Source organism: Armatimonadia bacterium (genome assembly GCA_039679385.1).
Taxonomy (GTDB): domain Bacteria; phylum Armatimonadota; class Zipacnadia; order Zipacnadales; family JABUFB01; genus JAJFTQ01.
Window position 1 is genome coordinate 1 of the sequence record JBDKVB010000178.1, and the last position, 15,404, is coordinate 15,404.

Below are 15,404 nucleotides of genomic sequence, written 5' to 3' on the forward strand. Positions count from 1 at the left end.
AGGTTGAGCGTAGCGAGTTCCAACAGAAGCCAGTCAAACATGCTTGAGTCACCTCAAGCACCTATACTTCTTGCCGCCCGGCTGAGAACCTCCTCCCCCCAGAAAACAAGATGTGGGTAATGTATAGGCTGCGGTGTGAGGGGGACGACAACGGCCCAAGGCAACGGCCCAAGGCAACGGCGAAAGGCAAAGACGGCCTGTCATCCGGCTGCCTCTGGAGGCGTCGAAGGGGAGTCAGAGGACCAGCGGCAGAGGGGCTGGCAGCTTTTGCTGGCACCGCATTTGTGCTATAGTGGCGGGAAGAACATGGGCCTCCGGGGAACCCTCGAGGCCGGCCTGGTGTGTCACCCCCACTCTATGACGCTCTCATCACACGACCGGAGGGTGAATTCGTTGGCGAAGGCACGTGCGGCGGCTCCACCGAAGGACGATAGTCTCAAACGCGACCTCATGGCCATCGGGCTCGCAACGCTGGGCACGTTGATCCTGGTCAGTCTTCTGTACCAGGGCGACGGCATCGGCGTGGTCCCGAGCGGCCTTGCAGCGGGCTTACGCCTGGCCTTTGGGCTGGGAAGCTACGCGGTACCCCTGGTTCTCTTCCTCCTGGCTGCACTCTATGGTTTCGACCGCCGCCCATCACCATCGACGAAGGTGCTGGTGGGTGCGAGCCTGCTGGCTGTGGCTGCGCTGGTGCTGCTGCAACTCCGGCTGACCGATGACGCGGCGACGGTGTTCGCCAGTCAAGAGAACCTTCTGTCCGGCGGCGGTTACCTGGGCGCTGGTCTGGCCTGGGTGTGCCTGAGCCTGCTGGGGCAGGTCGGCACACTGATTTTGACGTGTTCCATGGCCTGCGTCGGGCTGATCCTGCTGACGCAATCGACGCTGCGGGACCTGTGCCGAGGAGTTGGCGGACGGCTTGCCCGAGGCGCCGACCTTGCCGGTGAAGGGGCTCGGACGCTGGCACAACACGCCACACTCGGGCCACGACCGTACCTGGAACGCGAAGAGGAAGAGCCACCCAAGCCGAAGCGGCGCAGGAAGGGCTCGAAGGTGGACATCGACGAGCCGCCTGGTCCGGTTCTGGCGCCTCGGGCGCCAGAGGCCGCCTCCGCGCCTGTCGTGCTTGCGGCTCGGCAACCGGAGCGCCAGCGCGAGGAGAAGCCCATCGAGGCCGAGGCTTCCGCGGCCTCGGGCGCGGTCGCCAGGGATGAGCCGAAAGGCCGGACTTGCTCCAAAGCTGCCAAGGGCATCGCCCATCAGCCGAAGCTGCTGCGCAACTCCGACCTGTTTGTGCTTCCCGCCACCACTCTACTGACGACCTTCGATGATGACGTCGAGAGCGCTGCCGCGAGGCAGGAGGCTGCCGAGCAGATCATCAAGCTGGAGGATACGCTGGCCAGCTTCGGCATCACCGCCAAGGTGGTGCACTTCGAGCCCGGTCCCGTGCTCACCCGCTATGAAGTGGAGCCGGAGCGCGGAATCCGGGTCAATCAGGTCGTGCGGCTCGCGGATGACCTGGCCATGGCGCTGGCAGCCGTGGATGTCCGCGTAGAAGCGCCGATCCCGGGCAAGTCGGCCATTGGTATCGAGGTGCCGAACGCGAATCGCGTGACCGTCGGGCTGCGAGCTCTGCTGGAGACCGAGAGCTTCCAGAGCCACTCGTCGAGGCTCGCCGTCGCGCTGGGTCGTGACATCGCCGGGCAGCCCGTGATTGCCGATATCAGCACCATGCCTCACTTGCTGATCGCCGGCGCAACAGGCTCGGGCAAGAGCGTGTGCCTGCACGGGATCATCATGAGCCTGCTGCTGCGGTCCACGCCCGACGAGGTGCGGTTCATCATGATCGACCCCAAGCGGGTCGAACTGGCCGTCTATGACGGCATCCCGCACCTGATGGCGCCGGTCGTCTACAGCGTCAAGCATGCCGCCGACGTGCTGCGCAAGGCCATCCGGGAGATGGAGAAGCGCTACGACAAGTTCGCGCTGAAGGGCGTCGTGAATCTGGCCGAGTACAACGCGCTCGCCGGGATGCCGAAGGAGCACGCGACCGACGAGTTCGAGCCTCTGCCTCATGTGGTCATCATCATCGACGAGTTGGCCGACCTGATGATGCAGGGGCGGGCGGAGTTCGAGTTCTCGATCTGTCGCATCGCCCAGCTCGCGCGCGCGACGGGGATTCACCTGATCCTGGCCACGCAGCGCCCGTCGGTCAAGGTCGTGACGGGCAACATCAAGGCCAACATCCCGACCCGTATTGCGCTGGCGGTGGCGTCGCAGGTGGACTCCCGCACGATCCTCGACGGCCAGGGCGCCGAGCGTCTCATCGGTCGCGGCGACATGCTCTACTCGCCGCTGGACGCCAGCAAGCCCCGGCGGATTCAGGGAGCCTTCGTGCCCCGGGGTGACATCGAGCGGGTGGTCGAGCACCTGCGCCACCAGGGCGAGCCGCAGTTCGAGATCATCCCCGAGGCGCAGGAGGAAGAAGGAGACTTCGCGGACGACATGGACACCAGCGACGAGCTCTATGCGGGCGCCGTGCAGTATGTAGTGCAAGAGGGCGAAGCTTCCGTGTCGATGATCCAGCGGCGGTTCAAGGTGGGCTACGCTCGCGCCGGACGACTGATCGATGTGATGGAGCAGCGGGGTGTCGTAGGACCTCACGAGGGCTCCAAGCCCCGGCAGGTACTCCTTGGTCCGCACGGTCTGGACGGGGTGCTGCAGGGACGTCGTCCCCTGGGGCCGACGGAGGACGACCTGGCGCAGGCTGAGGAGGAAGACAGCGAGGGCGAGATCACGGCAGAGGACGTCCTGATGTCGGCGCCTGCAGGGGAGGCCGACGAAGGGCTGGAGGAAGAGGAGAGTTAGGACCGCCGACCGGCGAACACGGATATGGTTATGCAGGGGCCGACCCTTACCCAGGGGTCGGCCCCGATTGCGTCTGGAGGAAGGCGGGGTGGTACCCACGCGACTTGGTGCACGTCCATGTGGGACCCAGCAGTGCTGCGAGGGCCAGGTTCGCGTACCTCACCCCCGTCTCGCTGCCGCTCGACTCCCCCTCTCCACGCGTGGAGTGGGGGCTCGGGGGGTGAGGTGTTTCTGCGAAACCGCAACACTCTGGGCCGCGCTCCCCAGCCCTCAATACGTCCAGCTGCGACCCGAACCCACGCGTGCGAAGACTGCACCAAGGGGACGGCCAAGAGGCCTTGGGCCAGCCACCCCTTCGCGTCACCTGAGATGCCGCAGGGTCAAGGCCGCGTCATCTCCCAGAGTTTGCCTGCCATGGCGGCTCCGCGGGCGATCTCGTCGCGAAGGTGTGGTGCTCGGGCGTCACCGGGGTGGTCGGTAAGCTCCAGCATGAGGCAGCCGTCATAGCCGGTCTCCCGCAGGGCGACGGCTACTTCATCCCAGTCGATCAGGCCGTCACCGGGAGGAAGGTGCTCGTCGCGGGTGCCAAGGTTGTCCTGCAGATGGGTGGTGATCAGGCGGTGTCCGGCCCGGCGCAGAGCCGTCGGCGCCCCGAGGTCGGCACCCAGGTTGGCATGGCCGGTGTCGACGCAGATCCCGGCGACCTCCGGGCCAAGGCGGTCGACCAAGGTGATCAGGTAGTCCACCTGGGCCAGGCTGGACATGTTCTCAAGGGCGAAGAGAAAGCCGGGCCGGTGAGCGGCGCGGATCAGATCGGCCTCGCAGGCCAGTCGCTGCATACCGTCACCCTCGAGGGAACCTCCGCTGGGATGGTGGACGACGCGACCGGCTCCTAGGGCGAGCGCGACCTCCGCAGCACGGTGCAGGATCTGGGAGGCTTTCTCGGCGTGCTCCTCCTGGAGGACATCACCGGCGGCCCAGGCATGGAGGGACCACACGCCGATGCCGATCTCCTCCGTCATCTTCCGAACGACCTGCAGCTCCTCGTCCGTCCAGTGCAGGGCGTGGGAGAACTCGACGGCGTCGAAGCCCAACTCGGCGAGGAACTCCAGGGAACGGCGGCCTACGGGTAGTGTGTAGTCGGTGCCGGGGCCGACCTCCAGCAGCGGATCGATGACGTTGCAGCCGATGCGGTACCGGGAAGCTGCCATGTTCAGCGGACCTTTCGGGAAGCAGCGGTGCGGATAGAACGAAGCGGCCAGCGAGGATTCCTCGCCGGCCGCCAAAGGACCTTCGGGACGCGGACCGACCGGTCCGCTCAGGTTAGCCGCCTCACCCACCGGTGATTGGGCGTTGTGCCTCGGGCCCGAGTATCTGGGCCTGGTACTTAGCGAGAATGCCCCAGTCGTTGGTCGGCGCGGCCTTCGCGAGCGTGTTGAAGGTGGAGTAGGCAGTGGCAGCCTGGCTGGTGGTCGCCTGGGCCATGCCAAGCTGGTACTGGGCCTCCCAGCGCTCGACATGCTTCGGGTTCGCGACGATCCAGCCTTCAAGCGATCCGAGGGCCGTCTGCGTGCCCTTAGTGGAGTCGAGGATGGCCTTGTCGAGCTGCGCCAGGACGGCCTCAGGGCTCTCGGGCTTGAGGGCTGTCAGAGCCTGGGTCAGGTACTTGGCCGCCTCGGCCGGCCGGTCGAACTTGCGGAGCAGTCGGCCCAGGCGCGCCAGTTGCTGCGGCGTGGCAGTTCCTGCGTCCGCTTTGGCCTGGAGGGTTGCCAGCTCTGTCCTGGCCGGAGCAAGACGCAGTGCCGTGCGCAGGTAGACGCAGAAGACCTCGGCCGGCGTGTAGCCGGAGAAGCGGTAGATGACCTCGCCCCTGGCGTCGGTGAAGAGGTAAGTCGGCAGGACGTAGGCCTTGTACTTGACGACGAGGTCGTCGCGCTTGTCGGCGTCGATGCGGGCGCACTCGAAGCTGCGACTGAGCTGGATGACCTTGGCGTCGGTGATGACGTCCCTGTCCATGCGGTCGCAGAACTCACAATAGGCACTGCCGACGGCGAGGAGGGTTGTCTTGCCGGAGCCGGTGGCGGCCTTCAGTGCGGCCTCGTAGCCGCCGGGCAGCCAGTTGATGTCGCCGGCGGCCTGGGCCAGAGTGGCGAGGCTCACGAGGAGGAGGCAGAGAACGAGAGGCGTGCATCTGCGGGTCATGGTTCGTCTCCCGGGGTTGCCTGATTGGGGGCATGAGGACGGCAACGGGCCCCTCAACCCTATAGTATGTTGACGCTGCGGGTGGTGAGGAAGTTTCCGTGATTATACGAGTGAAGGGGAGCGGATTCAAGGCAGCACAAGGGGCGGCGGGGCTTGCTGAGGAGGCTGCATTGCAAGGAATGCGGGGCTTGTGCTATACTGCGAAGGGATAGACAGGGCTTGGTAAAGAGGCGCAGGCGCTGAAGGTTTTGGGGTGCCGACGCAACACAGAAGGCCCTTCCTGCTCCGGCCGGTTGGCATGGCCGGAGCCAATTGTCCATAGGAAGAAGGTAATAGGGGAATATGGCGAAAGAAGCAGTGCTGTACGAGGCGATGTACATCCTGGATTCCAGCCTGACCGATGAAGAGGTCGCCGCGCTGGAGGAGCAGTTCCGCACCGCTATTGAGGGGCAGGGCGCGACGTTCGAGTCCGTCCACGAGTTCGCGCGGCGCCGCCTGGCCTACGCGATCAAGGGGCATACAGACGGCATCTACCGGGTTATGTACTTCCGGAGCTCGGGCGCGGCCGTCGAGGAGATCAAGCACGAGTTTGCGCTGAGCGAGGACGTCGTGCGCGGTATCGTGACCGTGGCGAACCCGAAGATGCTCGTGGGCCCGAAGCCGGCGCCCAAGGCTGAGGAAGCAGAGACTCCCGCGGAGGCTGCCGAAGAGGCTCCCGCAAAGGCTGCCGAAGAGGCTCCCGCAAAGGCTGCTGAAGAGGCTCCCGCAGAGACTGCTGAAGAGGCTCCCGTAGAGGCTGCTGCCGAGGCTCCCGTAGAGGCTGCTGCCGAGGCTCCCGCAGAGGCTGCTGCCGAAGCCCCCGTAGAGGCTGCTGCCGAAGCTCCCGCAGAGGCCGCTGCCGAAGCTCCCGCAGAGGCCGCCGAGGCCCCGGCCGAGACTCCGACTGAGTAGTCTGTGTGGAACAAGCCGGCTTTTGCGGGTCAGGATGCTCGGCCCGGGAAGCTGGTGGCCATGTCGGTAGACAGTGATCCGGAGACGCCCATGCCGGGCGTCTCCGTTGCGATTAGGGAACACGTTCAAGGGATCTGCGCGTGCCGTCAGGAGGCGACTCGTAGTGATCAATAACTGCGTGCTCGTGGGCCGTATCGCCCGAGACCCGGAGATGCGCTACACCACCAGCGGCATGGCCGTCGTGAACTTCCGGATTGCCGTCGCTCGGCAACGTCGAGGCCAGGACCAGGAGGAGCAGACGGACTGGCTGGATATTGTCGCCTTCGGCAAGACCGGCGAGTTCGTGGCTCAGTACCTGGACAAGGGCTCACTGATCGGGGTTGAGGGGCGCATTCAGTCTCGGAACTGGCAGGCCCAGGACGGTCAGCAGCGGTACTCGGTGGAGATCGTGGCCAACTCGGTGCAGGCGCTTGAGAGTCGCCAGGAAGCCGAACGACGACGGGCATCTCGGGCAGCGAACGGTGGCAGTGCCGCAGCCCCGGCAGGCCCGGCAGGCCCGCGAGGGCCCCGGCCTCAGGCTGCTCCGCCGACCACGGACTCGCAAGAGGATTACGGCCCCATCAGCGAGGACGAGGACCCCTTCGGCGACCAGTAGTCGTGAACCGGGCTGCCGGAGCCTGACGACCTGACGGACTTCCCCGCGCAGAGGCGATCCATAGTGAAGAGCAAGGGCTCATACGGCATCGGCATCGACCTGGGAGGCACCACCTTTGCCGTCGGTGTGTTCGACGCGGAAGGCGGCCTCGTAGATCGCTCCTCTCATGACACCCCGGTGACCTCCAGCGCGGAGGTGGTGGCCGATGCTCTGGCACAGGCGGCCCGCGAAGGAATGGCGCTGCCGCAGGTGGCAGAGGGGTCCGTGGTGGGCCTGGCCGTCGGCTTCCCGGGACCGGTCGACCCCGAGGCGGGCGTCGTCAAGAAGGCTCCCAACCTCCAGTGTCTGGCAGGCTACTCGCTGACGAAGGCTCTCTCCGATCGTCTCGGCGGGCTGAAGGTTTCGCTACAGAATGACGCTTACTGCGCGACGCTTGCCGAACTGCGCTGGGGCGCCGGCAAGGGCAGTCGCAACCTGCTGATGCTCACCCTGGGCACGGGGATCGGCGGCGGGATCGCTATCGACGGCAAGGTAGTTCGCGGGCCCCGGCAGATCATGGGCGAGATCGGCCACATGATCCTCGACCCGGCAGGGCGCAAGTGCGGCTGCGGCAACTACGGCTGCTTCGAGGCCATGGCCGCTCGGGATGCCATCGTGGAGTGGGCGGCTCGGGAGATTCAGACCGGACGGCCGACGCAACTGCTCGACCTGGTGGAGGGCGACCAGCGGCGCCTGACGCCGGAGATCGTCAGCAAGGCAGCGCAGGCAGGCGATGCGGCGGCCCAGGAAGTCTACCAGCGCGTCGGGTTCTACATCGGGATCGGCATCTGCAACTGCATCGTGATGTGCGATCCGGATGTGGTAGTGCTTGGTGGCGGGATTGCAGAGGCCGGCGACGTGCTCTTTGAGCCGGTTCGCCGGACGGTGAAGGCCCGGGGGCTGATCAGCGGCTTTGACGTGAGCAAGATCGTATCCGCACAGTACAAGAATCTGGCAGGCATCTACGGCGCCGGCGCCCTTGCCTGGGAGCAGGCCTGAGAAGTCGGCGAGGTTTCGTGCCGGTGGCAGTACCGTTTCTCCTGGCGGTGACGGGGTTTTGTTCGTCCAGGTAGTCGGTGTAGTCGTGTGGACCAGCCCGAGGTTTCCTCGGGCTACTTGCGTTGCCTCGCGACAGGGGTACGGAGTCGGGGATCACTAGAGCTATGGGCACGGGTGTTCGCGACAGTCTGGTGGAGTGCCTGAAGGAAGCGCGGGAGTTCGGCGACCTGGTCGGCCGTCTCGCGCACGGTGTCGGTTCCGTCTGCGTCGAGGGCGTGAGCGGAGCCGGGAAGGCCCTGCTGTGTGCCGGCGTGCTGGCCGACCCGCAGGCCACCGCACTGCTGGCTACCTACAATGACGAGCGTGCCCAGGCGCTGGTGGGCGACCTGAAGGCTTTCCTGGGCGATTCCGACAGCGCCGCGGGCCATGAGCGAGTGCTGCTGTACCCTTCCATCGCTTCGGCCCTGTATGATGGTGTCGAGCCCGAGCGGGAGGCTGTGCGCGACCGGTTGACGGTGCTGGAGCGGCTGTGTGCGGGGACACCGACGATTGTGGTCGCGAGCGTGAAGTCTTTGCTGCACCTGACCTTGCCCAGCGAGGTGATGGTGGAGGCACGTCGCGAGGTGGCTAAGGGGCAGTCCTATGACCGCGATGAGCTGGCAGCGGGGTTACTGAAGCTGGGCTATGAGCGCGTGAACCTGGTTGATGACAGCGGGCAGTTCTCGGTACGGGGCGACATCCTGGATGTCTCGCCGCCGACCTCGCCCAAGCCGGCACGGATCGAGTTCTTCGGCGATGAGGTGGAGCGGATTCGGCTCTTCGAGCCCATCACTCAGCGCTCGACGGAGGAGCTTGAACGGATCGGTCTCGGCCCGGCCGGGGAACTGCTGCTGACCGAGGTGACGCTGCGCCGGGCGCTGCCGACCATCAAGAGCGCGTACCGGCGGGAATTGGACCAGCTCAACGAGCAGGGCAAGCAGCGCGAGGCGACCCGACTCAAGGAGCGCATGGAGCAGGATCTGGAAGCCCTGGAGCGTCTCGCACCGGCGCCGGGACTCATTCATTACCTGCCCTACATCTACTCGGACCCGGACAGCCTGTGCGACTACCTGCCGCCGGATACCTATGTGCTCGTGGACGAGCCGGTGCGGTTCCAGTCCCACGCGGAGCAGTTTGAGAGCGATGTACATGAGGCCTACCGCAAGGGCGTGAAGCTCGGGAGTCACCTGCGGCTCCCCGACACGGCCTGCATGCCCTTTGCCAAGTTCGTGGCCCGGCATCTGGTCGGGGCTCGACGCCAGCACCCGGTGGTCTACATGACCACGCTGCAGCGCGACGTGCCCTGGGCGCCCAAGGCGGAGAAGATGCTGGTGCGCACGCCGCCGGTGGACAGCTTCGGCGGCAAGCTCGAGCTTCTGATCGGCGGCCTGGACGAGTGGCAGCATGAGGGCAAGCGCGTTCTTGTCTGCTGCAATGACATGGACCAGACCGCGGGAGTGCTGCGGCAGCGCGGGCTGTCCAAGGTCACTGAGGCCAGGGATGGGCTCCCGCTGGAGCGGGGCACGGTTGTTGTTGCGGAGCTGGACATCTCCGGCGGTTTCGCCTTCCCGGCGTCTGACCTGGTGGTCCTGACCGGGCGCGAGATCTACGGGTGGCGCAAGCTTCGGCGGCCCGAGGAGCCGACCTACCGACGGGGCTTCTCGCTGCTGTCGCTGCGAGACCTGCACGAGGGCGACTACGTGGTGCATATCACCCACGGCATCGCCATCTACAGGGGTCTCGCCAAGCAGACGGTCGGCGGCATGGAGCGCGACTACCTGCTCCTGGAGTACGCGGAGAACGACAAGCTGTACGTGCCGGTAACGCAGCTTGACCGGGTGCAGAAGTATATCGGTTCCGAGGGCGGCGCACCGGCCGTAACCGCTCTCAAGAGCGGTCGCTGGGAGCAGGCCAAGAAGAAGGCGCGACGGTCAACCCAGTTGCTGGCCCGCGAGCTCATGAAGCTGTACGCGGCCCGGGAAGCCGCCGGCGGATATGCCTTCGCGACGGACTCGCCGTGGCTGCGGGAGCTGGAGAGCTCCTTCCGCTTCGAGGAGACGCCCGACCAGTACCAGGCGATCCAGGACACCTACGCGGACATGGCCAAGCCCGAGCCCGCGGACCGGCTGATCTGTGGGGATGTGGGGTTCGGCAAGACCGAAGTGGCGATTCGCGCCGCCTTCCTGTCGGTGCTGAACGGCAAGCAGGTCGCCCTTCTGGTTCCGACGACGGTTCTGGCGCAGCAGCATTACAACACGCTGCGGGAACGACTGTCGCGGTATCCTGTCGAGATCGGCATGCTGAGCCGGTTCAAGGAGAAGTCGGAGCAGCACAAGATCGTGCAGGCCATCAAGGAGGGGCGTGTCGACATCGTCATCGGCACCCACCGGCTGCTGGTCTCCGACGTAAGCTTCAAGGACCTCGGGCTCATTGTCATTGACGAGGAACAGCGGTTCGGGGTGAAGCAGAAGGAGCGGCTCAAGAAGCTGCGCGAGAGCGTGGACGTGCTGACGCTCACGGCGACGCCGATTCCGCGGACCTTGAACATGTCGCTGTCGGGCATTCGCGACATCTCGGTCATCAACGACCCGCCACAGGGGCGGATGCCGATTCGGACCTTCGTGCGCGAGCGGGACGATGCGCTGATCGCTGAGGCCATCCGGCGCGAGTTGGAGCGAGGCGGTCAGGTATACTTCGTACACAACCGGGTGAAGTCGATCGCCCACATCGCGTCCAGTGTCCAGCGCGTAGTGCCGGAAGCTCGGGTCGCGGTGGCCCACGGCCAGCTTGCCGAAGAGGACCTCGAGCAGGTGATGCTGGCCTTCTATGCAGAGGAGTTCGACGTCCTCGTCTGCACGACGATCATCGAGAACGGCCTCGATGTTCCGAATGTTAATACTATTATCATCGACGACGCCGACCGCCTCGGGCTCAGCCAACTGTACCAGTTGCGAGGTCGCGTCGGGCGCTCGAACCGGCAGGCCTATGCATACCTGCTGTATCGCTACCCGGACCGAATGTCGGAAGAGGCGGAGCAGCGGCTGGAGACGATCGAGGAGTTCAGCGAACTGGGCAGCGGGTTCAAGATTGCGCTGCGCGACCTGGAGATTCGCGGCGCCGGGGAGATTCTGGGCGCCGAGCAGAGCGGGCACATGAGCGCCGTCGGACTGGACCTGTACTGCCAGATGCTCGGCGATGCGGTCAAGACGCTCAAGGGCGGGCAGGTGCATGACCTGGAGGAGGCTCCCTCCATCGATCTACCGGTGGAGGCGGTCATTCCGGCCGACTATGTACCGGGAGAGGGGCAACGCCTCGACCTGTACCGACGGCTGGCAGCAGTGCGTGCCTCGGAGGAACTGGAGGACCTGGTCGCGGAGCTTGGCGACCGGTATGGGGAACCGCCGGAGCCGGTGCAGGTTCTCATCAAGCTGGCACGGCTGAAGCTCGAGGCGCTTGAGGCCCGTGTGGCGGATATCAGCACGCAGGAAGGTCGCGTGAACGTGCGGCTTAGCGAGGACGCACGGTTGACGCCACGCGAGCAGCGGGTCATTGAGGGCATATTCAAGCCCACGGCGCAGATGGCTCGCAAGGGAGCCCGGTCGCCGCTGCCACGAGCCGTGTTCACCTCGCTGCAGATCAGTTTCGGGTATGACCGCAGGGACCGGGAAGCGATGTTCACGGCCCTGGGGCTAGTTTTGGATACGTTGCGCCGTCGTGTAGCCATGAGACCACAGACGGCGGGGCGTACAGACAGCGTCGCTGTCTGAGCTTACTGGGCGGAAGGGTACATGAGCGAAAACACAGAGAAGAAGCTCCCGCTCGCCGTAGGGGTCAGCTTCCGCACGGGGGGCAAGGTCTACCACTTTGCTCCGAACGGCGTGCGGGTGACTCCCGGTGACTATGTGCTTGCGAAGACGGAACGCGGCGTGGACATCGGCGAGGTGGTGTACCTCAAGGACGAGCTGTCGGCGGAGGACAACGAGAGACAGCTCAAGCCCCTGGTGCGCCGCGCGACGCGGGATGATGTGCTGCGTGAGGAACGGCTCCGCGAACGGGAAAAGGAAGCGACAAAGATCTGTGAGGCGCAGATCGCTGAGCATAAGCTGCCGATGAAGCTCATCGACGCCGACTATGCCTTTGATGCTCAGCGGATCACGTTCTTTTTCAGCGCAGAGGGTCGTGTGGACTTCCGGGCCCTGGTGCGCGACCTGGCTGAGGTACTGCACTGCCGGATCGAGCTGCGGCAGATCGGAGTCCGTGACGAGGCGAAGATGATCGGGGGGCTCGGGCCCTGTGGGCGGCCTCTGTGCTGCGCGCAGTGGCTGCGGAGCTTCGACCCGGTCGGGATCAAGGTGGCCAAGGACCAGGGGATGCCGCTGAATCCGGCCAAGATCAGCGGGATCTGCGACCGGTTGATGTGCTGCTTGCGCTACGAGCACGAGGTCTACAAGGAGCTTGCTGCGCGTCTGCCGCAAGCGGGCGACGAAGTGCGCGGACAGGGACGTGTGGGCAGGGTACGCAGCGTGGCCCTGCTGCGAGAGATGGTGACCGTCGACTTCCAGGACGCTGAGAGCAGGCAGACGGTGGAGGTTCCGGCGCAGGATCTGCGTCGGTCGCGAGGCTACTGGCTGCAGATCTCAGCGGGGAAGGCGACACCTTTCAGTCCGCCCGGAGGGCCTGCCGAGGAGCCCGAACCGGAACCGGCTCGCGAACCCGCACCGGTCCCCAGCGAAGAGCCGCGGGTGATCATGCGGGAGCCGCGACGCGGTCGCCCCACGACGGGAAGCCAGCCTGCCCAGGCGCCGGTCGAGACACCTGCACCGGCAGGCGAAGAGAAGGCAACCGAGGAGGCGAAGCCGCACAAGTCGCATCGCTCGCATCGCCGTCGCGGCAAGCCGCGTGGTGAGCAGCAGCAGGCGGCTCCGACTGCGCCTCGGCCCTCCGAGAGCAAGCCGGAGGAGAAGGCGGAGGCGAAGCCCGAAGGAACCCCGGCTGCCAAACCCGGCGGCGGCTCAAGCCGACGACGCTCGCGCAGACCGGGACATCGCTCGACACCGCGTCCTGAAGGCGCGGGCGAGGCAAAGCCCGAGGCCAAGGCGGCCCCGGCTCCGCAGAAACCGAGAGAAGGTTCGGCGGCCGCTCCGACCGGCGAAACACCTGCTTCCCAGACCGGGGAGAAGAAGGCCTCCGGTTCGGGTCGGCGGCAGTGGCGTCGACGACGTCCCCAACATGGGGGCAGCGGAACGTCGGGCGGGGATGGCGAGGGTTCCGGGGGCAGTAATCCGCCGGAAGGCGGGTCGTAGTCGTCCTGATTTCGAGGTGAAACTATGCCGCTTTACGAGTACAAATGCGGGAAGTGCAGCCAGGTCGCAGAGCTGCTGCGGGAGCGTTCTCAGCGAGATGCCCCGGCGGCGTGTCCGTCCTGTGGGAGCGAGAAGATGCGCCGCATGATGTCCACTTTCGCAGGCCATGTGAGCAGTGGCGGCGGCTCGACGAGTAGTGTGGCCGGAGGCGGCGGTTGCGGTGGTTGCAGCCGGTCCAGTTGTGCCGGTTGCCATCACTGAGCAGGCTTCGGGTGTTCCGGCCCGCAGTCATGAGTGCGGGCTTCCTGCGTAACTCCCATCTGTCCGTCCATGTGCGCGCAGAACTGTGACGTTCAACAAGGTAGAAGATGGAATAATGCCAACGGAACAAACCTCGCCCAAGAGTTTCTACATCACTACGCCGATCTACTATGTGACTGCGAGCCCGCACATCGGGACCTCCTACACGACAATCGCGGCCGATACCCTGGCGCGATACCACCGGATGCGGGGCGAGGATGTCCTGCTGGTGACCGGTGTCGATGAGCACGCACAGAAGGTCATGCGGGCTGCGCAGGAAGCCGGCGCTGACGTGATGGACTTCGTCGACGGCTTCGCGAAGGTCTATCGTGACGCCTGGCAGACGCTCCACATCAGCTACGATCGGTTCATCCGCACGACGGAGGATGTACACAAGGCCGCCGTGCAGGAGGTGTTCCGGAAGCTCCTGGCGAGCGGGGACATCTACAAGGGCGAGTACCAGGGCTGGTACTGCGTCCCCTGCGAGACCTATTTTCCCGAGTCTGAACTGGTGGAGGGTAAGTGTCCGGACTGCGGGAGGCCGGTGGAAGAACTCGCCCAGCCGGCGTACTTCTTCCGCACCTCGAAGTACTCGCAGGCGCTGCTTGAGTACATTGAGAGTCATCCGGGCTTCATCCTACCCGAATCCCGGCGCAACGAGGTCGTTGCCTTTGTGAAGGGCGGGCTGCGCGACACCTGCGTCAGCCGGATTGGCCAGGGCTTCGGCATCCCGGTGCCCGGCGATGAGAGCCATATCGTCTATGTGTGGTTCGACGCGCTGATCAACTACCTGACGGTGGCGGGGTATCCGGAGCTTGACAGCACCAAGTGGCCGCCGGACGTGCAGCTGATGGGCAAGGACATTCTGCCCCGGTTCCACGCAACGATCTGGCCGGCGATGCTCATGGCCCTGGGTCTGCCCCAGCCGCGCATGCTCTTCGGTCACGGCTGGTGGGTCTCGGACGACGGCGACAAGATGAGCAAGTCCAAGGGCAACATCGTTGTGCCGCAGGAGGCCGCCCGGTCCCTGGCAGAGCTGTCGGGGTGCGACTTCGAGGTGGCCGTCGATGCGGTGCGTTACTTCGTGCTGCGTGAGGTGCAGTTCGGCCTCGACGGGAGCTTCTCCCAGCGTGCGCTGGTGGGTCGGTTCAATGCGGACCTGGCCAACGATCTCGGCAACATCCTCAACCGTGCGCTGCCGTTGGTGGATCGGTTCCTGGAAGGCGTAGTTCCGGCGCCGAGCGAGAAGACCGGCGCGTTTGGAGAGCTCGTCGATTCGGTAAAGGGAAAGGTGGAGGCTGCGCTTGCGGTGGCGGATTTCCGGGGTAGCCTGGAGGCGGTCTGGGAGCTGCTCTCGGCCGGCAACAAGTTCATCGACGAGAAGGAGCCCTGGGCGCTGTACAAGCAGGGCAAGATGGACGAGGTCGGTGCGGTTCTGTACGACGTACTTGATCTGGTGCGGATTGTCGCTACACTGCTTGAGCCTACGATGCCGGTGGTCGCCGAGGAGATCTGGAAGCAGCTGGGGCTTGCAGGGCACGAGGAACTGCGGTGCTGGGACAAGTGCGTGGCGGGTCTGTTCCCCGCCGGTACCAGGGTGTGCAAGGGCGAGCCGATTTTCCCGCGCGTAGACCTGGCCGCGCTGGATAAGGCGAAGGCGCCCGCGAAGAAGCAGGATACGAAGAAGGGACACAAAGAGACGGCCATGATCTCCTACGAGCAGTTCGCACAGCTAGACCTGCGCGTGGGGAAGGTTCTCAACGTCGAGAACATCCCTGACGCGGACAAGCTGTACAAGCTCACCGTGGACCTGGGCGAGGAGGAGCCGCGTACAGTCGTCGCCGGGCTGGCACAGGCTTTCGGGGCGCGTGAGCTGCTGGACGCCATGGTAGTCGTAGTGGCGAACCTGGAACCTGCCAAGATCCGTGGCGTGCAGTCGCAGGGCATGATCCTGGCGGCCGGCGAGAAGCAGCCGCTGGCGCTCGTGACCCTTGACCGGGACTGTGAAGTCGGCAGCAAGATTCGCTAACCTCACACAGAGGGAGGTGACG

9 protein-coding genes are annotated in these 15,404 nt (G+C 65.5%); 7 read left to right on the forward strand and 2 right to left on the reverse strand.

Translation table 11 applies throughout. The features are described from left to right. Nucleotides 1-393 precede the first annotated feature (393 nt). Nucleotides 394-2,865 (forward strand): DNA translocase FtsK, encoded by a 2,472-nt coding sequence (locus tag ABFE16_20175; protein MEN6347618.1) that lies wholly within the window; start codon nucleotides 394-396, stop codon nucleotides 2,863-2,865. A gap of 380 nt (nucleotides 2,866-3,245) precedes the next feature. Here the strand turns inward: ABFE16_20175 and ABFE16_20180 are convergent, their stop codons facing one another. Both ABFE16_20180 and ABFE16_20185 read right to left on the reverse strand, forming a co-directional pair. Then, nucleotides 3,246-4,076 carry a sugar phosphate isomerase/epimerase family protein gene (locus ABFE16_20180; GenBank protein MEN6347619.1) on the reverse strand — a complete coding sequence of 277 codons (831 nt, stop codon included), beginning with the start codon at nucleotides 4,074-4,076 and terminating at the stop codon, nucleotides 3,246-3,248. A gap of 121 nt (nucleotides 4,077-4,197) precedes the next feature. After that, nucleotides 4,198-5,067 carry a thioredoxin family protein gene (locus tag ABFE16_20185; protein MEN6347620.1) on the reverse strand — a complete coding sequence of 290 codons (870 nt, stop codon included), beginning with the start codon at nucleotides 5,065-5,067 and terminating at the stop codon, nucleotides 4,198-4,200. A gap of 342 nt (nucleotides 5,068-5,409) precedes the next feature. Between ABFE16_20185 and rpsF the strand changes: the two genes are divergently transcribed. From rpsF to metG, 6 genes are all read left to right on the forward strand, one after another. Further along, nucleotides 5,410-6,018, forward strand: a complete 609-nt coding sequence (gene rpsF, locus ABFE16_20190; GenBank protein ID MEN6347621.1) for a 30S ribosomal protein S6 — start codon at nucleotides 5,410-5,412, stop codon at nucleotides 6,016-6,018. Between the two features lie 163 nt (nucleotides 6,019-6,181). After that, on the forward strand, nucleotides 6,182-6,673 hold the full coding sequence (locus ABFE16_20195) for a single-stranded DNA-binding protein (GenBank protein ID MEN6347622.1): 492 nt from the start codon (nucleotides 6,182-6,184) through the stop codon (nucleotides 6,671-6,673). Nucleotides 6,674-6,736: 63 nt separating this feature from the next. After that, nucleotides 6,737-7,711 carry an ROK family protein gene (locus ABFE16_20200; protein ID MEN6347623.1) on the forward strand — a complete coding sequence of 325 codons (975 nt, stop codon included), beginning with the start codon at nucleotides 6,737-6,739 and terminating at the stop codon, nucleotides 7,709-7,711. 164 nt (nucleotides 7,712-7,875) lie between these two features. Further along, complete coding sequence (gene mfd / locus ABFE16_20205) at nucleotides 7,876-11,517, forward strand: transcription-repair coupling factor (GenBank protein MEN6347624.1); 3,642 nt, start codon at nucleotides 7,876-7,878, stop codon at nucleotides 11,515-11,517. A gap of 21 nt (nucleotides 11,518-11,538) precedes the next feature. Continuing rightward, the gene (ricT, locus tag ABFE16_20210) at nucleotides 11,539-13,053 is read left to right on the forward strand and encodes a regulatory iron-sulfur-containing complex subunit RicT (protein ID MEN6347625.1); all 1,515 of its coding nucleotides are present in this window, start codon (nucleotides 11,539-11,541) and stop codon (nucleotides 13,051-13,053) included. Nucleotides 13,054-13,429: 376 nt separating this feature from the next. Continuing rightward, complete coding sequence (metG, locus tag ABFE16_20215) at nucleotides 13,430-15,382, forward strand: methionine--tRNA ligase (protein ID MEN6347626.1); 1,953 nt, start codon at nucleotides 13,430-13,432, stop codon at nucleotides 15,380-15,382. Nucleotides 15,383-15,404: the final 22 nt, after the last annotated feature.